Origin of the sequence: Limosilactobacillus fastidiosus, assembly GCF_014145505.1 — a bacterium.
GTDB lineage: Bacteria > Bacillota > Bacilli > Lactobacillales > Lactobacillaceae > Limosilactobacillus > Limosilactobacillus fastidiosus.
In genome coordinates this window covers 126,118-151,075 of sequence record NZ_JACIUZ010000019.1, presented here as the reverse complement: position 1 = coordinate 151,075, position 24,958 = coordinate 126,118, and the positions used below count along the sequence as shown (strand labels likewise).

20 protein-coding genes, 2 tRNA genes and 1 pseudogene are annotated in these 24,958 nt (G+C 38.3%); 5 read left to right on the top strand and 18 right to left on the bottom strand.

Annotated features, from left to right (window positions below):
- Window positions 1–304 precede the first annotated feature (304 nt).
- Window positions 305–976, bottom strand: a complete 672-nt coding sequence (locus H5R64_RS01795) for a type 1 glutamine amidotransferase (RefSeq protein WP_182582619.1) — start codon at window positions 974–976, stop codon at window positions 305–307.
- Window positions 977–1,210: 234 nt separating this feature from the next.
- Complete coding sequence (locus H5R64_RS01790) at window positions 1,211–2,404, bottom strand: YhgE/Pip domain-containing protein (protein ID WP_182580417.1); 1,194 nt, start codon at window positions 2,402–2,404, stop codon at window positions 1,211–1,213.
- A 108-nt stretch (window positions 2,405–2,512) separates the two neighbouring features.
- Here H5R64_RS01790 and H5R64_RS01785 point away from each other — a divergent pair, with 108 nt between their 5' ends.
- Entirely contained in the window at window positions 2,513–3,139 is a 627-nt protein-coding gene (locus tag H5R64_RS01785; protein ID WP_182580419.1) for a TetR/AcrR family transcriptional regulator, read from the top strand.
- Between the two features lie 405 nt (window positions 3,140–3,544).
- Here the strand turns inward: H5R64_RS01785 and H5R64_RS01780 are convergent, their stop codons facing one another.
- Together H5R64_RS01780 and H5R64_RS01775 are read right to left on the bottom strand one after the other, a co-directional pair.
- The gene (locus H5R64_RS01780) at window positions 3,545–4,471 is read right to left on the bottom strand and encodes an L-lactate dehydrogenase (protein ID WP_182580420.1); all 927 of its coding nucleotides are present in this window, start codon (window positions 4,469–4,471) and stop codon (window positions 3,545–3,547) included.
- 79 nt (window positions 4,472–4,550) lie between these two features.
- Window positions 4,551–5,396, bottom strand: a pseudogene (locus H5R64_RS01775) (DUF3737 family protein).
- A 272-nt stretch (window positions 5,397–5,668) separates the two neighbouring features.
- Between H5R64_RS01775 and H5R64_RS01770 the strand changes: the two are divergent.
- The gene (locus H5R64_RS01770; protein ID WP_182580424.1) at window positions 5,669–6,829 is read left to right on the top strand and encodes a MalY/PatB family protein; all 1,161 of its coding nucleotides are present in this window, start codon (window positions 5,669–5,671) and stop codon (window positions 6,827–6,829) included.
- Window positions 6,830–6,942: 113 nt separating this feature from the next.
- Window positions 6,943–7,965, top strand: a complete 1,023-nt coding sequence (locus H5R64_RS01765) for a cation diffusion facilitator family transporter (protein ID WP_182580425.1) — start codon at window positions 6,943–6,945, stop codon at window positions 7,963–7,965.
- 77 nt (window positions 7,966–8,042) lie between these two features.
- Here the strand turns inward: H5R64_RS01765 and H5R64_RS01760 are convergent.
- Window positions 8,043–8,114: transfer RNA gene (locus H5R64_RS01760), tRNA-Gln, on the bottom strand.
- A gap of 6 nt (window positions 8,115–8,120) precedes the next feature.
- Window positions 8,121–8,192: transfer RNA gene (locus tag H5R64_RS01755), tRNA-Glu, on the bottom strand.
- A gap of 202 nt (window positions 8,193–8,394) precedes the next feature.
- Here H5R64_RS01755 and H5R64_RS01750 point away from each other — a divergent pair.
- Window positions 8,395–8,952, top strand: coding sequence for a PepSY domain-containing protein (locus tag H5R64_RS01750; protein ID WP_182580427.1), 558 nt, complete (start codon window positions 8,395–8,397; stop codon window positions 8,950–8,952).
- A 132-nt stretch (window positions 8,953–9,084) separates the two neighbouring features.
- Complete coding sequence (locus H5R64_RS01745; protein ID WP_182580429.1) at window positions 9,085–10,002, top strand: prenyltransferase; 918 nt, start codon at window positions 9,085–9,087, stop codon at window positions 10,000–10,002.
- A 91-nt stretch (window positions 10,003–10,093) separates the two neighbouring features.
- On the opposite strand, the gene tpx is transcribed toward H5R64_RS01745, so the two are convergent.
- The 12 genes from tpx to fabI all read right to left on the bottom strand — a co-directional run bounded on the left by tpx (window position 10,094) and on the right by fabI (window position 24,954).
- On the bottom strand, window positions 10,094–10,588 hold the full coding sequence (tpx, locus tag H5R64_RS01740) for a thiol peroxidase (protein WP_182580431.1): 495 nt from the start codon (window positions 10,586–10,588) through the stop codon (window positions 10,094–10,096).
- A gap of 76 nt (window positions 10,589–10,664) precedes the next feature.
- A complete protein-coding gene (brnQ, locus tag H5R64_RS01735; RefSeq protein WP_182580433.1) occupies window positions 10,665–12,029 on the bottom strand; it encodes a branched-chain amino acid transport system II carrier protein in 1,365 nt (454 codons plus the stop codon).
- Window positions 12,030–12,378: 349 nt separating this feature from the next.
- Window positions 12,379–13,383: a DUF1002 domain-containing protein gene (locus tag H5R64_RS01730; RefSeq protein ID WP_182582617.1), complete on the bottom strand. Its 1,005-nt coding sequence runs from the start codon at window positions 13,381–13,383 to the stop codon at window positions 12,379–12,381.
- Between the two features lie 146 nt (window positions 13,384–13,529).
- Entirely contained in the window at window positions 13,530–14,135 is a 606-nt protein-coding gene (gene lepB, locus H5R64_RS01725) for a signal peptidase I (RefSeq protein WP_182580437.1), read from the bottom strand.
- Window positions 14,136–14,219: 84 nt separating this feature from the next.
- Entirely contained in the window at window positions 14,220–15,758 is a 1,539-nt protein-coding gene (gene murE / locus H5R64_RS01720) for a UDP-N-acetylmuramyl-tripeptide synthetase (protein WP_182580438.1), read from the bottom strand.
- Window positions 15,759–17,666, bottom strand: coding sequence for an asparagine synthase (glutamine-hydrolyzing) (asnB, locus tag H5R64_RS01715; protein WP_182580441.1), 1,908 nt, complete (start codon window positions 17,664–17,666; stop codon window positions 15,759–15,761).
- Window positions 17,667–17,683: 17 nt separating this feature from the next.
- A complete protein-coding gene (locus H5R64_RS01710; RefSeq protein ID WP_182580443.1) occupies window positions 17,684–18,925 on the bottom strand; it encodes a carboxylate--amine ligase in 1,242 nt (413 codons plus the stop codon).
- 130 nt (window positions 18,926–19,055) lie between these two features.
- A complete protein-coding gene (gene mnmG, locus H5R64_RS01705; protein WP_182580445.1) occupies window positions 19,056–20,954 on the bottom strand; it encodes a tRNA uridine-5-carboxymethylaminomethyl(34) synthesis enzyme MnmG in 1,899 nt (632 codons plus the stop codon).
- A gap of 10 nt (window positions 20,955–20,964) precedes the next feature.
- A complete protein-coding gene (mnmE, locus tag H5R64_RS01700) occupies window positions 20,965–22,353 on the bottom strand; it encodes a tRNA uridine-5-carboxymethylaminomethyl(34) synthesis GTPase MnmE (RefSeq protein ID WP_182582615.1) in 1,389 nt (462 codons plus the stop codon).
- A 177-nt stretch (window positions 22,354–22,530) separates the two neighbouring features.
- Window positions 22,531–23,313 (bottom strand): RNA-binding cell elongation regulator Jag/EloR, encoded by a 783-nt coding sequence (gene jag / locus H5R64_RS01695; protein WP_182580447.1) that lies wholly within the window; start codon window positions 23,311–23,313, stop codon window positions 22,531–22,533.
- Window positions 23,314–23,386: 73 nt separating this feature from the next.
- A complete protein-coding gene (locus tag H5R64_RS01690; protein WP_182580448.1) occupies window positions 23,387–24,184 on the bottom strand; it encodes a biotin--[acetyl-CoA-carboxylase] ligase in 798 nt (265 codons plus the stop codon).
- Window positions 24,184–24,954 carry an enoyl-ACP reductase FabI gene (fabI, locus tag H5R64_RS01685; protein WP_220476660.1) on the bottom strand — a complete coding sequence of 257 codons (771 nt, stop codon included), beginning with the start codon at window positions 24,952–24,954 and terminating at the stop codon, window positions 24,184–24,186. The genes H5R64_RS01690 and fabI overlap by 1 nt, the downstream gene beginning before the upstream one ends.
- Window positions 24,955–24,958: the final 4 nt, after the last annotated feature.

The following is a 24,958-nucleotide window of genomic DNA, read 5'->3' as shown; positions in this document are numbered from 1 at the left end:
TTCTTTATTATATTAGTTAACCTTAATCAATTTCAAATCACTTTAAGTTCAGTGGATTTTCACCTACCTATTTTATTAGTAAGTGTAACTTTATTAGGAATGTTTCCCGTGAAACAAAACAAGAAGATTACTCAGTTCTCACATAAGATCAACCCTGTCATCACTATCAATAGCTCAAATTCTAGAAAAAATTCCATTTAATAAGTCACTAATCCATGATCAAAAAAGCGAAAAAGAAGTCATTACGACCTCTTTTTCGCTTTATTTTTATAGAAATGTATTCTTAGCGAGAAGAATTTTGTCCTTAATTATTAGCAATAAAATCTAGTAATTGAGCCATTACCCGCTTATTCTCACTCGGGACTCTATGGTGAATAATTTCTTCTCCTGTTTGATGAAGATCATTATTCTGTAATGGATATTGAGTATCGTTAGCTGCAATTTCACGAACATTATCAGCTGCTGGCTCAAAGTGGAATTGAAGTCCAATCACATTATCATTCATGATAAAGCCTTGGTTTTTAACCAAATCACTACTAAACAACAGTTCCGCTTGGTCGGGCACCTCAAACATTTCTTCGTGCCAGTGAAGTGCAGTTAACTTCTTCGGAATCCCCGAGATAATACTGCTTTTTAAATACACCGATGCCCAACCCACTTCCTTGTGTGGAGCCTTTTTAACGGCACACCCAAGGGTTTTGGCAATCTGCTGAGCACCATAGCAAACCCCAAAAATTGGTTTATGTTCATCAAGTAACTGATGGATTAGGACCCGTTCTTTCTTAATCCATCCCAAATTATCATTAGGACTCATTGGTCCACCAAGAACGATCAACATATCTGTCTTGTTTGCCGTGGGAAGGTTACCAAATTGATATGGATGATATATGTACATCTCATGACCGCGTTCCTGTGACCATTGCTGAATTATTCCTGGGCCTTCATTTGGCGTATGTTGCAAAACATTGATTCTCATCGAATATCCTTTCTATCGACGGCAATGTTGTACTAGGTATCGCCTGCAAGTACCTAAGATATAATTATTATGACATCAAATTATCAGTTTGACAACGTCAATTCCTTGAGCATCCAAAAACAACCAAGTACTTATTTACTAAGACTATAGAATATATAATTAAACTCTCGACCGCACATTTCAACTTAACACAAATAAAACTTCAACTATTTATGAATAATTAATTTGTGTTGATTAAGCAAAGTCTTCAAAATTAAGCATTGGTTGTTTCTTTCGGAAGGTAACAATAATTAGATTTACAATGATATACCCAACTATTAATAATAATGCTGACCAAATTAAATTATTAGAAGCTCCGTTAGCATAAAGTAAATCAAAGTTGGCCATAATACTGTAATACATTGGAGCCAGGCCATGAATTGCTTTAAAGAAACTACCCATAATTTGTACTGGAATCATTCCAGCACCAGCAATAACTTGAAACATAGTTAAGAAAATATTTAAAGTTGTCCCAGCTTGACCAAGTAGAAGAAGGAAAATTAGGTTTAGATTGTAAGTTCCCATAATCTCTAGTGCATGGGCAAGCCAAATGCTTAACCAATTGCTTGCGCCATTCTTGGTCATGCAGATTAAGATTGTAGCAACAATTGCCCCGCCAATAACTGCCAGGCCAACAAACACACCTTCTAACATCGCAAATGATTTAAAGCGTCCTACTTTCTTAGCAAATTTAGCATAAGTTCCGTAAAGTATTACGGTCCCAATCATTGCTCCTAGGTAAGCCGCTAAACTAATAAAGAAAGGGGCCATTGAGTTATTAAAGCCTGTTTCTACTTTATTAACACGATGAATATCAGTTGATACCGAATTACCTATTTTACCGTAAAGATCATTAACTTTCGTTTGAGCAACAGGTGCTTGTTGTGCTTGAACTATAGCAGGTGCTGACTTAATTTGTTGCATCATTGTTTGAGTTAATACAGCTTTGCCTTTTTCTAACTGGACCTTATTATTAACAGCATTCCCAATTTTAGTAGCAACATTTTTCATTCCACTAACAACTGAAGATTGATTAGCTTCATTAACATAAAAGTTTAACTTCGCATTTTCGTTGTTTTTAACATTCTTATTAAAGTTTTCTGGAATATCAATTACCAGATAAGTTTTGCGACTCTTTAGATCACTAACTGCTTCTCCTAGATTGTCAGTTTCGTGTACAGTCTTAAAAGAACTTAATGATTGCTTTAGTTGAGAATTTAACTGACTACTATTTTTATCTTGATTTACTAATGTAATTGGTAAATCTGTTACATGACTAGGTAGTGGCTTATATCCAGTAAAGTAAATTGTAAATACTAAAAAACTATATGTTAACAATATTAAGAATGCATAAAACACACCTTTACTTTTTATAAATTTACCAAACATACTTTTCTCACTCCTTACTTTCTAATTACTGTTTACTATAATTTATTGATATAATAGAAACAATCAGCATTTTTTAAAAAAGTGTTGCTTTAAATTTAAGGAGAAAGTATGAACACTAATCTTAAATATCTTAGGACAGAAAATTCCATTCGTGATGCAGTAGTTACATTAATTAATGACGAAGGACTAAATAAAATAACAGTAAGACAAATTAGTACTTTGGCTCATATTAATAGAACTACATTTTATAGGCACTATCTTGATAAGCCTGATCTAATTAGTAAATATCGGGATAACTTTCTAGAACAAGTTAGTAAGATAGTCAGAGAAGAACTTCCCAATGTTACTAATTACTATAATCTAGATTCTATAGGTACACCCTATTCTTTATTTAAAAGAATTATTGATTTCATTGTCGATAATTGGGCATTCTGTCAATCATGGTTAGGACCCAAAGGAGATTTAGAAACTCGTAATCAATTTATGGACTTAATAAGTGAAAAATTAAAAGAAAAGTTTAATCAGGTGCAAAAGTATCATAATTTGCACCCAAAAATTCCACTAGAATTTGCCCAAGAATTAATAGTAAGTCAGTTATGGTCCATTCTTAAAATCTGGTTTCAACAACCCAAACCATTATCAAAAGAAAAAATTATTGATATTGTATTGAAAACACGCTACTTAAGTCCTTTCGAGCTTACCGGATTATCTGAATTAACAATTAAATCAAAGTAATTAGGTCAAATGATAGACAGCATACTGATGAATAACCATAATTTTTTATCACGGTTACTTTAATGCGTTAATTTCCCATAATTATTCTAATCAAGTTATACGTTACTATACGAAGATATAGGTTATTTTTAACGATAAGTGTTTCACTAATAATTGTCTTAAAATTAATCATAAACGGTTGAATTGGTAACACAGACGGTAAATTTGAGAATATAAAAAAGGCCAGGATTTCTCCGGCCTCATAGTGTTACTTTTTCGAGTATAAAAAAAGAGCACCTTTTCAGGTACCCCGCCGACTCGGAATAAGTAACCAACTGATTCCAATTTGCACGCCAGCATCTTAATCATCGTGGCTATATTATAGCATGGATAGATTATTTTCAACTATTATCATCGAATCTTTGATTACTTATTCAAACTCTCACTATACTTTTGCTTAATAAAGTTAGCAGAGTTTTGAAGCTTTTCCAGTTCTTCATCAGTTAAGTTAAGCTGACTTTGCTTGATAACCCCTTGTCGTCCCACAATGGCAGGATAGGAAAGATAAACACCGTATTCTTCACGAAAATTAGATACTGGAAGCTCAGTTCGAGAATCACTTAAGATCACGTTAACTAAGCGCACAGCTGCAGTTGCCACGCCATAACTAGTATATTTCTTCCCTTTGAAGACATACCAACCACCAAGTTTAGCATCCTTATCTAATTTTTGGAGATCAATATTTTGTTCTGCAGCAAGCTTCGTAATTGGTTGATCAAGGACCTTAACCGTTGACCAGGCAGTAAATTGTGAATTACCGTGTTCACCAAGGTTATACCCACTAACGGAACGTGGATCAACATCAAACTTCTCCGCAACTACCCGCTTCATTCGAGCAGAATCAAGTAATGTTCCTGTCCCGATTACCTGGTTCTTTGGTAGACCCGTCAGTTTTTGGTATAAGGAAGTAATCACATCAACTGGGTTAGTAATAACCACAATTTTCCCGGAAAAGCCACTTTCCTTAATCTTTGGTGCAACATCATTAACTGCCTTCCAAGTATATGGAAGTTCAACAAATCGGTCTGCTTGTGGTTGATCTTCCAACTTAATATTACCGATAGCAGAGACAATTACTTCAGCATCCTTCAATGCCGAATAATCATTAACAATGATATTTGTATGGTATAGCAGGTTCGGCATTGCATCCCTAAAATCAAGGGCATCAGCATTAACCTTATCCGCATTTGAATCGATTAATACCAAGTCATCAGCAAAGCCATTCGCAACAATATAATGGGCAACCGTTGAACCAACGTGCCCCATTCCAATAACGGCAACTTTTCGTGACATTTGAATACCTCCTATTATTAAAATAAGATTAGAATTAAATTATAGTTAATAATACCACTTTTAATTCTACAAACAATCACTATTGTTCTTTTTGAATAATTTTTACCTTATTTTGATCAATCTTCGGATCATTCATGATAATCTCATCAACGTGATCAACCTTAATTTGACCACTGATCGGATTTTTTATGCTCATGATCGAGCCCTTAATTTCAGCATTAATATTTCGGCATAATTCAAATGCTAAATCAGTTCGTAGTGTCCGACAGTTCTTCATCGTTAAATGATCGATATAGCATAGTCCTTGATCGCTTTCGATAGTTCAGTTAACAAAGGTAATATTCTTCGTGTTCCATGCCAAATATTCACCACTAATCTTAGAATCGTAAATGGTGACATTTTCACAGTTCCAAAAGGCGTCTTTCGATACTAACCGTGAATTATGGACTTCTACGTTTTTGGCACCATCAAAGACATAGTTTCCAACTAAATCAAGGTGATCAACATAGATATTTTCACTATTCATCCCTAGATAATCACCATTGGCATAAACTTTGTGTATCTTGATATTCTTGCAGTTCCACATCGTTTCTTCAGCGTCAGAAAAATGAACATTATCCAGAGTGATTCCATCACACCGTCGAAATTCCTTGGGAGCCTGAATAGTGCTGTTAGTAATTTCAATATCATTGGTGTACCAAATTCCCGAACGTGACATCTCTTCAAAAATAGTATCCGTAACCTTGATATGATCGGAATACCATAATGGGTACTTCCACGTGAAAAGAACCCCGTTTAAGTCTAAATTAGCCGTTTCTTTTAACGGTGACTCACCCTTACCAAATGTTGTATTAATTAATTTTGTATCATGAATACCATAAAGTGGACGTTCACCATCGTAATAGTCATCCTTTATTTCCTGCATTTTTATTATTCCCCTTTACTGGATCTTTTGCTCTTCCAAATACCTATTAATTTAAGAATAATCCTAATCAATCACATTGTGCAATTAATATACTTACTACACTGAAATTAACATAACACCAAGAGATTAAAAGTGAAAATACCTATCATTAATCATCTAATATTCAATTCCTGTATACTTACCCTGCTTATCTTAAACAGCATCTTTTGATTGAAAATGATGTACAATCGAATATGAATAGAAAAAATTAAGCCACCCAAAGGATGATAAAAATGAAATACGATTTTGATACGATTCTTGATCGTCGCCATACTAATTCAGAAAAATGGGACGTTAAATCTAACGAATTACCAATGACAACTGCTGATATGGACTTCAAGACCGCACCGGAGATTATGCAAGCAATGAAAGATAAAATCAATTCTGGTGCTTTTGGTTATGAATATCCTAATCAAGAATACTTTAATGCTGTTGCACACTGGTATAAAACCGAACATAATGCGGAAGCACAAACTTCTTGGATGCGGTTTGCAACGGGGGTAATTCCTTCAATTACTGCTAGTGTTAACCACCTCAGTCATGCTGGAGACAATGTTCTCTTAATGGAACCAGTCTATAATACTTTCTACAATTCCATTTTGAATAGTGGTCGCCATGCTTTGGCAAGCCAAATGAGGTATGACCAAAATTCTTATACCTACTCTGTTGATTGGGAAGATCTTGAGGAAAAGATGCGTAATCCACTAACGACCTTGATGATCCTCTGTAATCCTCATAACCCAACCGGCTACGTTTGGACACGAGATGAATTGATCCGAATTATTAAGTTAGCCCAAAAATATGGAGTGATCGTTATTAGTGACGAAATCCACGGGGATCTAGTACTTAAAGGTCCTGATTACACTCCAACCTTCTCCTTGCCAGAAGATTGCCGCCAAAACTTGGTTACTTTAGTTTCAACTAGTAAAACCTTTAACGTCGCTGCACTTCATGCTGCCACTGGGATTGTTTCTAACTCAATCTTACGAGAACGCTTCACCAGAGCAATCAATAAGTATGAAGTTGCTGAACCTAACCTACTAGCAATTCCAGGTACAATTGCTGCTTATACTCATGGTGCTGACTGGCTTTACCAACTTAAGCAATACTTATTAAGCAATCGCGAATACTTAGAAGCCTTTATTAAGAAGAACTTACCCCAACTTCATGTCGTTCCAGGAACCGCTACCTACCTTGTATGGATTGATGTTAGTGAAGTTACGGATGATAGCATAGTCCTCGCACAAAAGATTCGTCAAAAAACTGGCTTAATTATTAACCCTGGAACTTATTACCACGGTAACGGAAACGACTTTATTCGGATCAATATTGCCTACCCCCTTGCTCAAGTTAAAGATGGTTTACATCGCTTGGCTAAAGCAATTAAAAACTAGTTAATAACGAGGAAATAGATCTTACCCTATATTCCTCGTTTTTGTTTAAATTTCTTTAGTAAATATGAATAAGCGTTATGATAGGAGTTAATTGCGTTTAGGGAGTATTTAAATTGAATAAACTAAAAAAGCATATTAATCATGAAATGAACCTGTGGGAACATAATCAGGCGAACGAGTTAGCTAAAATTCGGTCGTCGCAACGACACTTAATTTTTAATTTGGTTGCCTACATTTCCATTTCTATAATTGAATATTGGTTAGCCGAAATTAGTAAGTCGCAGACTTTACGGGCTGACGCATTTAATAATTTATCAGGGATTATTTCAACCTTTCTTCTGATGATGGGGCTCCACATTGCTCAAGATGTTGATGACGATGATATCGCTGGAGTAGAAATGCCAGATGAAAACGAAAATATTCTCGGTGGTGACCAACGAATGCAGTTTATCCGGTGGCGGTACGAGACAGTCTTTTCGTTGGTAACTGCAGTTATTATGGTAGTAATTGCCATTGACGTTATAATCGACGGTATTAAGGCTCTCATAAATCCTGCAAGTCGGGTTGTTCCTCAACCAGTAGCAATTATTGGGGCGGGAATTGCTTCTGTAATTATGTTAATTGTTTGGTCCATGAACAGAAAAGCTGGCCGGCGACTTCAAAATGCTGCCCTCCTCGCATCAGCACAGGATAGCTTAGCTGACGCATTTACTAGTATTGGAACAATGATTGCCATCGCAGGCGCACTTCTATTTAACCTTTCCTGGCTTGATGGCGTTACAAGTATCATCGTTGGTTTTTTTATCCTCTATTCCGGATTAAAAATCTTCTTCCAAACAAGTTTGAACCTTGTTGATTACTTTGATCCTAAGGCTGAAAAAGAATATCGAAGAACAATCCTTAAGGTTAAAAAAGTTAAACATGTTGCTGAACTAAAGGCCCATTATAACGGCAATGTTGTTTCCCTTGATGCAACCGTTTTGGTCGATGCCAAAATGACAATTCTTGAAAGTTACCAATTATCCGAAAAGATTGAACGAATACTCCGGAAAAAGTTTGGAATTGTTGATACTGATATTTCATTCATCCCGGATCCGAGTTCATTCTCTGATAAGGATGTTAAAGGACATTTCTAATCGATGTTTCATATGAAACAATTACGTAAAACAAAAGCCTGCTAAGTCTTGACGACTTAGCAGGCTCCTTTATTATATTGGGCTAGCTGGATTCGAACCAGCGCATGACGGTACCAAAAACCGTTGCCTTACCGCTTGGCTATAGCCCAATAAAGTGACCCGTGCGGGATTTGAACCCACGATACCAGCGTGAAAGGCTGGTGTCTTAACCACTTGACTAACGGGTCATAATGTAACACAGCACAAATAATAATATCAATTCTTTCTCAAAATTACAAGTATTTTCAAATTATTTTTCTTGATTAAAACTAAATTTTAACTTTCTTTCAACTAATTTAGTAGATAAATAACTATTATTATATGTTCATTACTATTACATTATAATATAATAACTATAGCACACAAATTAATATTAATTAGGAGGTTACTATGACAAAAAAATCATTCAAGAAACAGGCAATCCATTTATTTGCGGTTACGGTCTTAACCACTAGTTCTTTAGGTGGAGTAGTCCTTGCAACCACCCCTATTGCTTCTGCCGCTACCGTTTCACAAAGTAAGATTAAAATCGATGAAAAGACTGCCGTACAGAAATTTAATAAGCAGTTTAAGAACGTCAAGATTGATGAAATCCAATTAGAAACTAAAGGCAATAAATTTGTTTATGAAATTTCCGGAAGCGATAACCAGAAAGAATATAGTGCCGATGTAAATGCTAAGTCAGGTAAAGTAACGAATGCTCATTCTGAACCCGCTAATAATGGTGAGCAAAAAAACCACCTAAACTTAGATAAACTCATTAGTCGCAAAAAAGCCAACCAAATTGCTGAGAAAGCTGCCAAAAAAGGTCAGGGGCAATCCTGGACTCTTGAAAATGAAAATGGTACCCCAGTTTGGGAAGTTGAAGTTGTAAATGGTAAGAAGTCCACTGAGGTTAAAATTAATGCCCAAAGTAAAAAGGTTCTTAATGTAGAACAAGACAATTAATAAATTAAACTCTCCAAAGCTTACAAAAAGGTCAGAATTTTTCTGGCCTTATTTTATTACTACACTAAAAACTATCTACCTCTTATAGTATGATAGAGCAGGTTTAATCATTCATTGAAAGGACTTTTGTTTATGGATATTCCTAATCATCGGCAACAATTTGCTGCACTTGTTCAAGCTCAAACAACAGTTATTTCTGCTTTACCCTACTTGCTAGGTTGCGCATTTACCTACTTTTACTATCGCCACTTTAATTTAGGTGACACAATTCTTCTTTTTATTGCTGTTATTAGTTTTCACCTTGCCGTTAATGGTCATAACCAATACACCGACTACCAACGATTCACTTCCAGTGGTTCTGTTTCTGAAAATAATATAATCGCTAAGTTCAAAATTGCCTTACCTTGGGCCCGGCTGATTATCGGCAGTTTAGTTCTAATCTCAGCAATCATCGGAATTTATCTTACAATTAAGGCTGGTTGGCCCCTTCTTTTAATTGGAATTTTAAGTTTCATAATCGGCTATGCTTATTCTGGTGGCCATCATCCAATCCTTAAAACACCTTTAGGGGAACCCGCTTCTGGAATCACAATGGGATACAATATTACACTATTGGCTATTTATATTAATATTTACAATTCACCCCATTTTGATCCTTTCTTTTGGTTAACGGGCCTCCTTGTTTCTCTGCCAGCGATCCTGGTGATCAGTAACGTTATGCTTGGAAATAATATTTGTGATCGCAAAGAGGACGTTCAGATTGGCAAGCGAACTCTCGTCTATTATATTGGTCGTCCTGCTGCCATGAAGGTGCTGGTTAGTTGCTACGCTCTTAGCTACATTGCAATTATTGCAGCGGTAATTCTTCGGCTTTTGCCTGTATTTACTCTTCTTAGCTTACTTACCATTCCCCTTGTTTACCGCCGAATTAAAGTATTCGTTAATCGTCCAGATAAAATGACTACTTTTTTTAACATCCTGATCAGTTTACAGCTAATTTTAATTAGTGAAATCATCTTTACCGTTATCGGGATTTTCTTCAATATTTGATAAACTAATTTAATTACCGCTAACATTGATAAAGACCTCAAGTTCAATTCTATCGAACTTGAGGTCTTTATACTTTATTTAATAATCAGTATTAGATTAACTTCTTCAATTCTGCCAATGCCTGATCGTAATCAGGTTCATCTGTTAATTCTTCAACAATTTGGCGGTAAACAACTTTTCCTTCCTTATCAAGGATCCAAACTGACCGCGCAAGGATTCCTTCGTCTGGAATTAGTAACTTGGAGGCGTAACCAAAGGATTCTTCCTTGTCAGATACCAACTGCATGTTCTTAACACCTTCAGCTGCACACCATTTTTGTTGATCTTCAATCGTATTGGTTGAGATCGTTAAGAAGTTAACGTCCGGGAACTGATCCATCGTTGAGTTAAACTTCTTTGTTTGAATACTACATACTGGAGTATTAATATCTGGAACAACACTTAATAACGTTACCTTTCCAAGTAACTGACGAGTTTTTATTTTATCGTCATTCTTATCAAATACCTTAAAGTGCGGGAATTCGTCACCAACTACTGGCGGATTACCAACTAATTGCCGTTTTTCACCATTGATCGTGATCTCCATTATTAATCGCCCCTTTACTAATTTTAGTTGAACCAAGTATAACCAAAATCAGCATAAAAATCACTCATTTAATTTCTTAATTTTGTTTAACCCTCTTGTTTTTATTTCGTAACAATCGAACGCAATTACCAACGATAAATCCAACAGTAGCAAAGGGAATCCACGAAAATCCTAAGGAAAATAGCGGAAAATAGTGGTGGGCAATCCCAACCATCGCCTGAGCAACCACTGTCTTTTGCAATACTGCTGGCAAATGATTTACCAAGTCAAAAATTGCTGGGATAAGGGTTAAACCTGTCGTCACCTGATAAACAATCGGGTCGGTCTTAAAAAGCGGTGATGTAATTCCCAAAAGCGTTAAAGTAATTGCCAATGGGTAAAGAAACATTAAGACCGGAGTTGACCAAGTAATAATTTTATCTAGGCCTAGGTTAGCGACCAAGAGTGAAAAAAAGCAGTTGATCAATAAAAATACTTTATAAGAAATCCGGGGAAACAAGTGGTGTAGATCCTCCGAAAAGGCAGCCGCCAGCCCCATCGCAGTTGTTAAACACGTAACGGAGGTCAAGGTCGCTAATAATGCATTTCCCGCAACTCCCATGTAGTGGTCAGCAATCTGGGATAATGTTATTCCCCCATTATCCGCAATCTTAAACTGGTGAAGACTAGTTGCCCCCATCCAAATCAGAAACATATAAATAACGGCGATTCCCAAGATCCCCACTGTCCCACTTTTAGCAGTGGTCCATGAAATCTTTCTTGTGTCTTGAATACCTAAATCCTTAATCGCACTAATTACTGCGACACCAAAGGCTAAACATCCCAGAATATCCATGGTGTTATATCCTTGGAGAAAGCCACTCGTAAATGCGTGGTGAGTATATTCCACCGTAACTGGTGTTGTTTGTGTATTCCCCATTGGCTTAATAAACGCCAAGAAAAAAATAATGAACAGCATGACAAGGAAAATTGGATTAAGAATTTTTCCAATAAGATCCGTAATTTTTGCTTCAGTAACGGTTAAACCATACACAATTGCAAAGAAGATTCCGGTGTAAATTAATAAGCCAAATGAATTAGCACTTACTGAAACATGCGGGGCAAAACCAATAGTGTATGGAACTGTTGCTGTCCGCGGCATCGCAAATAGTGGACCTAGTGTTGCTTGAACAAGGACTAAAAAGATCAGTGCATAGTAGTGCCCTATCGGCCGTGCCAGATCATAAATACCGTCTGAACGCGTAATACTAATTGCTAGTAATGCCAGTAACGGTAAAAGGACCCCGGAAATCAAAAAGCCACTACTTGCGCTCAACCAGTGAGCTCCTGCCAATTGTCCTAAGTGGACCGGAAAAATAAGGTTTCCTGCACCAAATAACACACCAAAAATTAAGGATGCAATTACCAAAGTTTGCCGCCCCGTAACTTTTGTCACTTTCATTTTTTATTTCCCCCAAATAAATCTCTCTTAACCGTCAACAATTAAAAACGTCCTTTAAGCTAGTTGCTTAAAGGACGCCAGAACGTGTTACCACCTTTTTTACACCATTATCCCTAACAATGCCTTAGCTCGTACATTGGAATTAAATCAAAATACGATGATGCAATAACGGTCGCTCACGGTTAGGACTTCTCTCCGTCACCCTAACTACTCATAGGTTACTTTCTTTTCAAACCGATTTCCCTGACTTTCACCTACTCAGGGTCAATATTGACTCCTAATCACTGTATTTAATCGTTAACTGTTGTTTATTAATATATAAAAAGTTACTCTATTCGTCAAATTAACTTTAATTGAAGAATCTCTGAATCCAGTTCACAAAGCGATTCCACCAAGACTGAGCCTGTTGCTGGGCAGCTTTACCGTCCTCTGAATTTAAGAACTGCTTAGCCTTATTCATCATATCACCAGTCGAATTTTTAACATTATTAATTGTGTCGCTAACATGAGAACTATAGTCCTTACTTGAACTAATCGGGGCGTTATTGAACTGAACTAGTGCATTTACAATCGTGGTTGTGTGGTTCTTTGTTTCATTGTAAATATTCTGTCTCTTCAGGTTTTGGTTCAAGGTATTTTCGATTTGAACTTGCGTTGGCTGTTCTCCACTACGTTTTTGCTTGTTGATCTCTTTAGTCGTATCACCAACAGCTGCCATTAATTTACCAGGATAACTACTATCATCCTTATTGGCATCAATTGCATCATTTGTCGCACTCAACATTTGGTTAGCTGATTGAGTGTTCTGGCTATTTAAATCAATACCATCCGCATTTAACGCCTTATAAACCCCTGTAAGTGCTGATTCACCTGATACTGGGCGGTTAGCAGAAACCGTAATTGTCACGTCCGTCACCCCCGCCATTTGGGCCACCATTGCATATTGCTGAGCAGTTACCTTAGTAATATTACTCTGGCCATTAAACTTCTTCACGTTTACCTTAACCCCAGAACCTGGATCAGTAGGAACAATGGAAACTGAGCTGACCATAGCTGCATTGGTAGTTGAATCATTTGGATTAATGTACTTTTGATAATCACTAGCAGTTGCCGTAAGCGTCGTAAATTCGCCATTAACCCCCAAAATATTACTCAATTCATTTTTATCTGTTGCCCCAGCACCATAAACAACGTATGACTTATTCAATGTGTGTGTCTGAGTAGTTGAAGTTGAGTTCGAACTCGTCGTCACCTGATCATCCGCATGAACAATAACCTGTGAAACTGGGGGTGTAACTAACGTTATTGCTAAAGTGGCTGTTAATAAGATTACTGATAATTTTTTTGAACGCATTATTTATTCTCCTATCAAAAATGGATCTCTATCCATCGTATTATCTAATAATGATAAAAAAACTGCCCTAAGAATACTAGTTTTTTGCTAGAATCTTTAGAACAGTTTATAAAATTTAAAATACGGTATTTATTTGAGCTTACACTTTAGTTTGCCCAATAGTGCTTCCATTCTTGATTAACATTGTATCGTGTCGTGGCTGTCCCAGTCCAAGAAGGAACCTTAACAACGCCATCGATCTTGCTCTTTGGTACAAATCCCCAGTAACGGCCATCATTAGAAACGCTCCGGTGATCCCCAAGGACAAAGTATTCACCCTTCGGAACCCTTGTTGCGCCACTGTTTCGTAACCAGTTATTTTGAACTGAAACACTTCTTAATGTCCAATCACCGGTTCCAGAAGTTCGTTGGGTCTTGTTAATGTAGTTCTGATTAATTTTCCGCCCATTAACGTAGATATTACCATTATCTGAACGGACAGTATCACCCGGAACACCAATGACCCGCTTTACATAATCAGTCTTAGTAGCAACCTGAGGATCAACCCCATTGGCATCAAAGACAATTACACTCCCGCGGTGAATCTTTGCAGTCTTCAAACAAAATACCCGTTCATTATTTTGCAAGTTAGGTAACATTGACGGACCATCAACCCGCACAATTTGGAATAAGAACTGCTTGATTAACAGGGCAATCAATAATCCAATTACAATTGGGATTACCCAACTCATCGTTTGACGAAATGCTTTCATTACCTTTTATCCCTCGATTTCAAATCATTAAAACTAAGAAAAGTTTACCATAAAAACGGTAAATAGCGTAATCTGACCCCATCATTATTTATCATACTCTTCCATTAGCTTCTGTGACAATTGGTAATCACCAATATACGGGATATCTTGGCCCTTTTCGTGCATGAATTGTTCACGGCCCTTTGCAGCCATAAACATTGCATCGCCAGGTTTAGCCATTTCAAATGCCTGCTTAATTGCGGCTACCCGATCAACGTTAATAATTACTTTAACATTTGGGTTAGTAATGTGTTTCTTAATAGCTTCGTCAATGTGGTGAGGGTCTTCAAAGAAGTTATCTTCACTCGTTAAGATTGCAACATCGGCATATTCAGAAAGCGCCCGACCAACATCTTTCCGCCGGGATTCAGCCTTCCCACCAGCAGCTCCGATGACCACAATTAACCGACCATCAGGATATTCGTGCTTCATAAATTTAAAGCTTTCAGATAAGCTCAAGTAGTTATGAGCATAGTCAACACAGGCAACTAGGCCAGCATTATTTTTAAGAAATTCCATCCGGCCAGGAACCCGTGTTTCCTTCAATCCTTGAGCAAAATCGGCTGAATCATCCTTGAGTTGGGCACTAACCGTGATTGCGGCTAAGGCATTACTATAGTTAAAGTGTCCTGGAATCATTACTCGGAATTCACCATTAACTGCTGGCAAGGTGTCGTTATGTGACGAAACATCAAAGTAACCGTGATCCTTACCATGATAACGGTAATCAGCATCGCTTTCGTCACTACCAAATGTAATTAACTTCTTGCCTAATTCATGAGCCTTTTGTGCAAGTAACTCATAATACTTCATATCCCGATTAAGAATAACAGTATCACTATTTACGATAATCTGACTCTTACACCAAAGATAATCATCAAAGGTAGGGTGTTCAACTGGACTAATATGATCCGGTGAAATGTTCAAGAAAACGCCAATGTTAAAGTGAAGACCATAAACTCGTGACTTCTTATAAGCTTGGCTAGAAACTTCCATTGCCAAGTACTTCATTCCGTTATCGACAGCCTCTCTCATCATCCGGAAAAGATCTAAGGATTCTGGAGTTGTCAGGTGAGCTTCAATAAAGTTCTTCCCATCAACACATTCATCAATTGATGAAAATTGACCAACTACTGGACCAAATTCATGTGCCAAGATATGGCGCGTAAAGTAAACAGAAGTGGTCTTTCCCTTCGTTCCCGTAAAGCCAATTAATTCAAGCTTTTCATCGGGACAGTCATAAAAGTGACGAGCAATTACTGCCATTGCCTTTTGCACATCAGTAACAATGATTTGTGGCGTTGATTGAGCTTGCTGATCCAACTCGTCAGTATAGACAAGTTCAGAGATCGCAGCCGTTGCTCCTTTTTCAATGGCACTTGCCAAATATTCAGGATTGAATTTCAAACCCTTACAGAAAAACAGGGTGCCATCACTGATCTTACGGGAGTCATAGGATAGATCGGTAATCTCGGTATTTTTCACATTTTCTGGAACGGTATAGTACCAGTTACCGTTAACAATAATTTCCTTATAAAGATTATTTTCTTTTAGTAAATCAGTGATTTCTTTTAGTGTGAGCATTTATTCAGCCACCTCATCAAGTTTCTTAACTTCTTCAGGAATGAAGTCATCAATAAAGTATTGCTTATACCATACCAAGAAGGTGTAAATTGTCCAGATCTTCCGTCGACCGTCAATCTTATCGTTGAAGTTGTCATCAAGTAACTTCAAAATCTTATCTTGGTCAAAGAATTCCTTAACAAAATCTTGTTCAAAGAGGTCTCGAACTTCTTCATAGTACTTCTTTTCGCGCAGCCATGCCCGAACTGGAACTGGGAAGCCCATCTTTGGCCGTGTTGCCCATTCTTCAGGAAGGTGACGGTTAGCTGCCATCCGAAAAGCCCACTTAGTCCCGTGACGGTTAAAGAGGTACTTTGTTGGTGTATGACCAGCAACCCGCATCACTTCACGATCCAATAACGGTACCCGCAATTCTAGTGAGTTAGCCATACTCATCTTATCGGCCTTCAAACAGATATCACCAGGCATGAACTTGTGAATGTCAAGGTATTGCTTCTTGGCAACTTCATCAATGTCCTTATCTTCAACATTCTTCAAAATTGGGTCAATAATATCATCAATTGTTGGGCCACAATTGTACTTCTCTTGAAGAATATCAGCGGCTTCATCTGGGGAGAAGATGTACGCTTGTCCAATAAATTTCGATTCGCGAACTGGTGCCAATGCACGGAACATGTGTAATTGACCATGGAAGTGCTTGCCCTCTAACCACTTAGCAATCTTGTACCGCTTTTCTTGTGGTAATTCACGTAACCTATCAGTAAACCAACGGATTATCATTGAGTTGGAGTTAAAACCGTAGTCAATGTAACCAGCAAATAATTCGTCCGCTCCTTCACCAGAAAGCATAGCCTTATAGCCATTTTCCTTAGCAAGACGGGTCAAGAAGTATAGTGGAATAACTGATGGGTTTGAGTCAGGTTCATCCAAGTAGTATTGAATCAATGGGAAAGTATGGAATGCTTCCTCATTTGTTAATTTTGCATCAGTATTCTTCAGATTGAGCTTAGCAGCAAGTTCACGTGCCTGCTTAGTTTCATCATAAGTACTATCAAAACCAATTGAAAAAGTATTATCTGGTCGCATCATTGCTGTAACGTAACTTGAGTCAACCCCAGCTGAAAGAAAGGACCCAACCTTAATCCCTTTATCAGCAAAAGAGTGTGCTTTAACGGAATTAGTCACGATATCTTCAATGTTATCAACGGCCTTATCAAACCCTTCGTCTTGAGGATCAAAGTCTGCATCCCAGTATTCCTTCATGTCAAATTGACCATCTTTATAGTGGAAGTAGTGGCCTTCTGGCAACTTGTAAATATCCTTAAAGAATGTTTCTTGAGTTGCTGAATATTGAAAAGTCATGTAAGGCTTTAACGCATTCTTATTTAATTTCTTATTAAAGTTTGGGTGATCAAGAAAGGCCTTAATTTCAGAACCAACAAAGAAAGTGCCGTTCATTTTCCCGTAGTAAAGTGGCTTAATCCCAAAGTGATCCCGAGCACCAAACATATCCTTATTTTTGAAGTCCCAGATAATAAAGGCAAACATTCCCCGGAGACGTTTTAAGACATCGTCACCCCATTGCTCATACCCGTGAAGAATTACCTCAGTATCAGCATGAGTCTTAAAGGTGTGTCCTAGATCAATTAATTCTTCCCGTAATTCTTTAAAGTTGTAAATCTCACCGTTAAATTCAATAGCCATGCTGTTATCTTCGTTAAAGATTGGTTGGTTACCACTCTTAACGTCGATGAAACTTAACCGTCGGAAACCAAGCGCAACATTTTCGTCTACGTATTGACCTTCTGAGTCTGGTCCACGGTGGATGATCCGGTTCTTCATTTTCCGAATCAAGCTATCTTTAAGTTTTGGATCTTCGTTATCAACGAAGGCTACAATTCCACACATCTTTAGTTCTCCTTTTCTTAACGTTGTACAAAGTACTTTTGGTAGTTTTTATTAATCAACCAGAATGAATAATGCATTAATAGCCGTTGCTTAAAGCTATCGTTCTTATCAAAGGCAGTCGTGCCCCACTGCCCTGCTTCCAAAAGCTTCTTAGCCTTTTCCTTATATTCATTTTCTTTAGCATACTTATAGAAAACCTTCTTGGGAGCATTAAGCCAGAGCATATTTCCTTCAGCATAATCAGTTCCCTTAAATGGCTTATGATCAATTACGTCGTCAACCACATACTTAGCTAAGTTATAGCCGTTAAGGGTACAGTAAAAGCTACTCCGACCCTGACGAAGGTTAATTTCAAAAATCTTGAATTTCTTATCACGCCGATCATACTTCATGTCAAAATCCGCAAAGCCAACATACTTTACTTCTTCCAAGAACTTTTGAATTGTCTTATAAATCACCATGTCCTTTTCTGGCAAAATTACCATATAGTTACCAACCGCTACTGGTGACGGATCCTCTAGCAATGGGTGCGCTAGGCTAATCATCCGCACATTGTGTTCAGAATCTACATAAGCGTTAACAGTCCGCATATTGGAATCATCACCTGGAATAAAGTCCTGAGCGATCATTTTCCCGGTATAACCAGCCTCATAGATCTTTGGCATTAATTCATCAAATTGTTCACGCTTATCTAAAACATAGGCCTTCTTTCGACCTTCAAAGTGAATATCAAGCCATTCGACACTATCAGAAGGTTTTAACGCAATTGGAAAATTAAACGGTAATTCAATTGATTCACCAGATTCAACTTCTTCCTTAGTGATGATCTTTGTTTTTGGGTAAGGAAGCCCATATTTTTCTGCTGCGTCATAGAACGTTTCTTTCGTTCCCAATTTATTGAAGAGATCTGCATTTACGTATGGACAAATAAAGTGCTCTTTTAGTTCATCCAAGTGGTTAGCGATCAATTCTGTATAACCATCTCCACAAGAAAGTAGTAAATACTTCTTCTTTGGATCAAGATTTGCAGCAATCTTACGCATTGTTTCAATAAATACTGGATCCTCATTGAATCCTTCAACAACATGGACATCAACTAGCTTAGTATAACGAGTTGGTGCCATGTGCATTACTCCATAAGCAATACTCTTAATACCAAATTCTTGATAAAAAGACCGTGCCATTCCGTAACAATTAAAGTCTGTCCCTAACAGGATCGGTTGAAAATCCTTGCGGGGTTGACTAATCTTTTCACTCATCTCTACTTGCCTCGTTTGCTTTTTAAATCAATCTTCAGTATAGCGATTCTCAAAATATTTGTAAATAGAATAAAATGAGGCGTAAATCAAACTTAACCTCAAACTACACCTCATTTTAAATTACCGAAATTTACTTTCGAATATAGACACTCAAAATTGCTAAGTCAGCAGGATTTACCCCACTAATCCGAGAAGCTTGTGCAAGAGTTTCAGGACGGATTTTTTCAAGTTTTTGCCGACCCTCTGTTGCCAAACCATCAACTTTTTCGTAATCAATGTTAGCAGGAATACGCTTCGCTTCCATCCGCTTCAATCGAGCAACCTTTTCTTCTTCCTTCTTAATGTAACCAGCGTACTTTAATTGAATTTCTACTTGTTCAACTACGTGACGATCTAACTCTTCAGCTGGTGCTGGAATGAATTTCATTAGCGTCGCATAATTAATGTACGGACGCTTAATAAAGTCAGCTGCAGTAATCGCATCCTTCAAGCGATTATCCCCATGGGCCTCGATGAATTGGTTAACTTTCTCGTTGTTTGGCTTAAGCTTTTCACTCTTTAATCGGGCAATTTCGTTTTGAACTTGCTTTTCCTTCTTTTCCATCTTGGCATAACGTTCATCGCTGACAAGGCCAATCTCATGGCCCTTCTCCATTAAACGGAAGTCAGCATTATCGTGGCGAAGGATTAATCGATATTCGGCCCGACTAGTTAATAGACGATATGGTTCCTTAGTTCCCTTCGTTACTAAGTCATCAATCATTACCCCAATGTAAGCGTCTGACCGCTTAAGAACAAACGGCTTCTTTCCAAGAGCACGCAATCCTGCGTTAATCCCTGCGATCAATCCTTGACCGGCAGCTTCTTCATAACCTGAAGTTCCGTTAGTTTGACCAGCAGTATAAAGGTTTTTAACTAATTTAGTTTCAAGGGTCGGGTGAAGTTGGTAGGGTGCAACCACATCATATTCAATCGCATATCCTGGACGCATCAATTGAGCATCTTCTAGTCCCTTAACAGAATGCAAAATCTTTTGTTGGATTTCTTCTGGCATTGAAGTAGATAATCCATCGACATACCATTCGTCAGTGTCTCGCCCTTCAGGTTCCAAGAAGATTTGGTGACGACTTTTATCCGCAAACCGGACAATCTTATCTTCGATTGATGGGCAGTAACGTGGCCCAACTCCCTTAATTACCCCAGAGAACATTGGGGCCCGATCAAGGTTCTCACGGATTAATTCATGAGTTCCCGGATTAGTATAAGTTAACCAGCATGAAATTTGTTCACTTAATGGTAAGTAATGATCATCAGGAGTATCGAAACTAAAGTGGTGAACTTCCTTGTCACCAGGTTGCTCTTCAGTTTCGTTATAGTGAATTGTATTCCCATTAATTCGCGGTGGGGTCCCGGTCTTGAATCGTTCAAGATCAAAGCCAAGTTCTTCAAGGTTCTCCGAAAGTTTTACAGCAGATTTGGAGTTGTTTGGACCTGACTCATACTGTAATTCACCAATTATAATCTTTCCCCGAGCGGCAGTTCCAACAGTTAAAACAACTGTTTTAGCCCGGTAACGGGCACCAGTATTTGTAATAACCCCTTTACAAACGCCATCTTCAACAATTAATTGGTCGACGGTTGCCTGACGAAGGTCCAAGTTCGGTTGCTTTTCAATTGTTTCCTTCATCGAGCGGTGGTATGCATGCTTATCAGCTTGAGCACGCAATGCCCGGACAGCAGGTCCCTTACCGGTATTGAGCATTCGCATTTGAACATAAGTCTTGTCAATATTGTGGCCCATCTCCCCACCGAGGGCGTCAATTTCTCGAACTACAATCCCCTTAGCAGGACCACCAACAGACGGATTACATGGCATGAAAGCAACCATGTCGAGGTTAATGGTTACTAACAGAGTCTTGTTTCCCATACGGGCAGCAGCAAGAGCCGCCTCGCTTCCTGCATGGCCAGCCCCAACGACAATTACATCATAATTATCGCTATCGTATTGTACTGCTTCACTTATTTGCATTTTCTTCCTCCTATTTTCCTAGACAGAATTGACTAAAAAGTTGATCTAACAATTCGTCTTGGTAACTGTCACCCGTAATTTCACCCAGAAGTTCCCAGCTACGGGTCATATCAATTTGTACGAGGTCAACTGGCATCCCTGCAGCAATCCCTTTAAGGACATCACCTAAAGAATCGTCTGCTTGGTGTAACAGCCCAATATGTCGCGCATTCGTTACCATTACACTACTCTGATTATTTTCAATTCCCTCTTCAAAGAACATCTTACTAATAGTTTCACCAAGCTGGTTCATCCCCTCGTTCTTCACGATTGAAGTTTCGATCAGCTTATCGTCGCCCACTAGTTTCTTTAATTCATCTCGGTCAACCTTATTTGGTAAATCGGTCTTGTTTAAAATTACAATTCGTTGCTTGTCCTTAGTTACTTCAAGGAGTTCCCGATCTTCGGCAGTTAATTCTTCTGAATTATCAATTAACAATAAGATAAGGTCGGCAGCATCTAGGGCCTTCCGACTCCGCTCAACCCCAATTTTTTCAACCCGATCTTTTGTATCGTGAATTCCGGCAGTATCAATTAACTTCAATGGTACCCCATTAACGTTAACATACTCTTCAATCACGTCCCGAGTTGTACCAGCTACGTTAGTAACAATCGCTTTATCTTCATGCAATAAAGAGTTAAGCAAGCTGGACTTACCAACGTTAGGTCGCCCGATAATGGCAGTTGCTAATCCTTCCCGAAGGACCTTTCCCTGCTTTGCTGTCTTCAATAACGCTTCAATCCGTTGACGAATTTCAGTAGCTTTTTCCTTAAGCATCTTGGTCGTCATTTCTTCAACCGCATCATATTCTGGATAATCAATATTAACCTCTACTTGGGCCAAAACATCCAAAATATCCTTCCGGAGCTTACGGATTAAGTGGGATAAGTTCCCATCAAGCTGATTTAAGGCAACTTTCATTGACTTATCTGTCTTTGCCCAGATTAAGTCCATTACAGCTTCTGATTGAGATAGGTCAAGGCGCCCATTTAAGAAGGCCCGTTTGGTAAATTCACCTGGTTCTGCCATTCGAGCACCATAGCTTAGTACTAGTTGAAGGATCCGGTTAGTCGCGAGTAATCCACCATGACAATTAATTTCCACAACATCTTCACACGTATATGTATGGGGGGCACGCATTACCGAAGTCATCACTTCATCAACTTCTTCATTATTATCAGGGTCAATTATATGACCATAGTTGATCGTGTTTGTGGGAACTTTGGCGAGGTCTTTTCCCCGATAAATTTTTTGTGCCACCGGAATTGCGTTATCCCCGCTAATCCGGATAATCGAAATTCCCCCTTCCCCAACTGGGGTCGAAATCGCTGCAATTGTATCATTATCAGTATTGGCCACCGTCCAGACTCCTTTCTAATAAAAAAAGCGCCCTCCACGTCATTCGCCAATGGTTTGGCAATCACATGGTCAAAGCACTTTCACTACTTTAACAAGTATTTTAAATTTTATAACCGCAATTATTTTAGTTTCATCATCTTAAAATGTCAACTATTAAGCCCAGTTGTTTCATGAGACTTAGTTTTTAGGTGCAATTACAACACTGCGATATGGTTCGCGACCATGAGAATAGGTTTTCACGTGAGGGTTATCCTGGAGTTCCTGGTGGAGTTGTTTCCGTTCACGAGCTGGCATTGGGTCAAGGAACACAGCCTGTCCAGTAGAAACAACCTCCATTACAGAACGTTCTGCTAATTGCTGTAAGGATTCTTCGCGACGTTGACGGTAGTCTGCCGTATCTAAAATTACCGTCGTCTTTTCTGCACCGAGGTAATTCATAAAGGCATTACTAATTTGCTCTATTGCATTAATTCGCCGCCCATGGTGACCGATTATCCGACCGGATTGCTCACTTTGTAAGTCAATCTTTACCTCATGAGAACGAACATCTTTAATAATGGGATTAACTTCAATCCCCAAGTTTTTAAACACGTCTTTCAGGTATTTAGCGAGATCTTGGCTTACTTTCTTTACCCGTTTGACATTTTGTTCGTGACGTCGCTTCATTTCAGCTGGATCAACCTCATTTTCTTTCACCGGCTCATAACGAGGTTTGAGATCCCGTTGACGCTTACTTTGCCGTTTTGTGTTGTGGGATTTCTGAATTTGCTCATGCTTTTCAGCCTTTTTTTGGGTTTTGTTTACTGATACTTCAATAATTGCGTTTCGGCGGCCGATTCCCAAGAACCCGTGACGTGCCTGCTGAACAATTGTAATTTCTAATTGTTCTTTTGCTACCCCAATTCTCTTACTAGCAGAGGCAACTGCTTGTTCAACAGTTTCTCCTGTATAACGTCCCATTAGATTTCATCTCCATCCTAATTACTTAACCAGGCTATTTTACAACGGAACCCTTATTTACGCCAACCAAGACCTAGTTACAGTAAACTTTTGTAACCTCACCACTAGTGAGTGACAGTTTCTTACCATGTTTATCTTCAATTACCAGTCTTGCCTCCCTATCAATCCCACATACCCGACCAATGATTTCATTTTTTTCTTGTACTACTTTAACTATTTGTTGGTCAAGGTAATTATACTGCCGATACTGATCTAAGAACTCGCCGGATTGGTAATTTGCATTTATCTCAATTAGCTGCTTTACCATCTCTGCAATCAACCTATTCCTGTCCACGCCTCGATCTGTAATTGTCTCTGCAATATTTTTTAACGAAGGAGGGAATTGTCTCACGTTAATATTAAGGCCGATCCCTGTAACGTAACAATAAGAATGTTTCTCAATTTGATATACTGATTCACAAAGGATTCCACCAATTTTCCTTCCAAAAAGGTAGATATCATTTACCCACTTTAATTGAAACGGAAAGGCTGGATAAAATTCATGAAGTGCGTTCAAGACGGCCACACCGACACCAGTAGTAAACAAACCACTCTGTTGAATTTCTCGTGGTGTCTTATGAGGCAAAACAATTGTCATATAAATTCCTGCATTGGCTGGTGAATAAAATTTTCGACCAAGTTTCCCGTAGCCCGCGCTTTGTTGGTTAGCGACCACTAGCAATTCTCTTTCTAACGAATCTTTTTCTAAAACATGCTTAGCATACTCTTGAGTTGATGTGACTTGCGACTTTACAATTATTTTTCCAGAAAAATTAGAATAAAAATGACTTATCTTCTCTTCAGATAAGTCATTTTTCATTATTTGTTTCATTAAATTAAATGCACACCCTTATCAACATAAATCACATCACCAACGACACCAGTTGATAGGTCACTCATCAAGAATGCGCAAGTTCCTCCAATTTCTTTCAAACTTACACTTTGACCATCAACAGTCCGTTCTTGTGACATTTTTAATAGATCCGCGTGACCGTTAATTCCCGTAACCGCTAGCGTCTTCACAGCCCCAGCAGAAATGGCATTGACCCTAACATTAGCATCGCCCATATCACGTGCCAAGTAACGAACGCTTGCCTCTAAGGCTGCCTTAGCAATTCCCATCACGTTATAGTTTGGAATTGCCCGTTCAGAACCAAAGTAAGTCAGGGTGACAATGCTACTTGGATCGTTAAGGAGTTTTAGGGTTTGAGCATACTTTGCAACTGCAATTAATGAATATGCTGAAATGTTTTGGGCAAGAGCATAACCATCCCTGCTAACACCTAGGATTGAACCACCTAATTCTTCTTTTTTTGCATAGGCAATTGCGTGAACGATTCCGTCTACAGAGCCAACAACTTCTTTGATATCAGTAAAAGCTCTTTCGATACTCTCATCATTTGCAACGTCACATTCAAATAGTTGAGCATCATCGCTTACTAACCGTTGAAGACTACGCTTCATCCGATCGTTTTGATATGTATAGATAATGGTTGCTCCTTGACGCTCCATTTCTTGTGCACATCCCCAAGCAATTGAACGCCTATTAGCTACTCCCATTACAATAATCTTCTTATCTGCTAAAATTCCTGACACTCTCATCAAA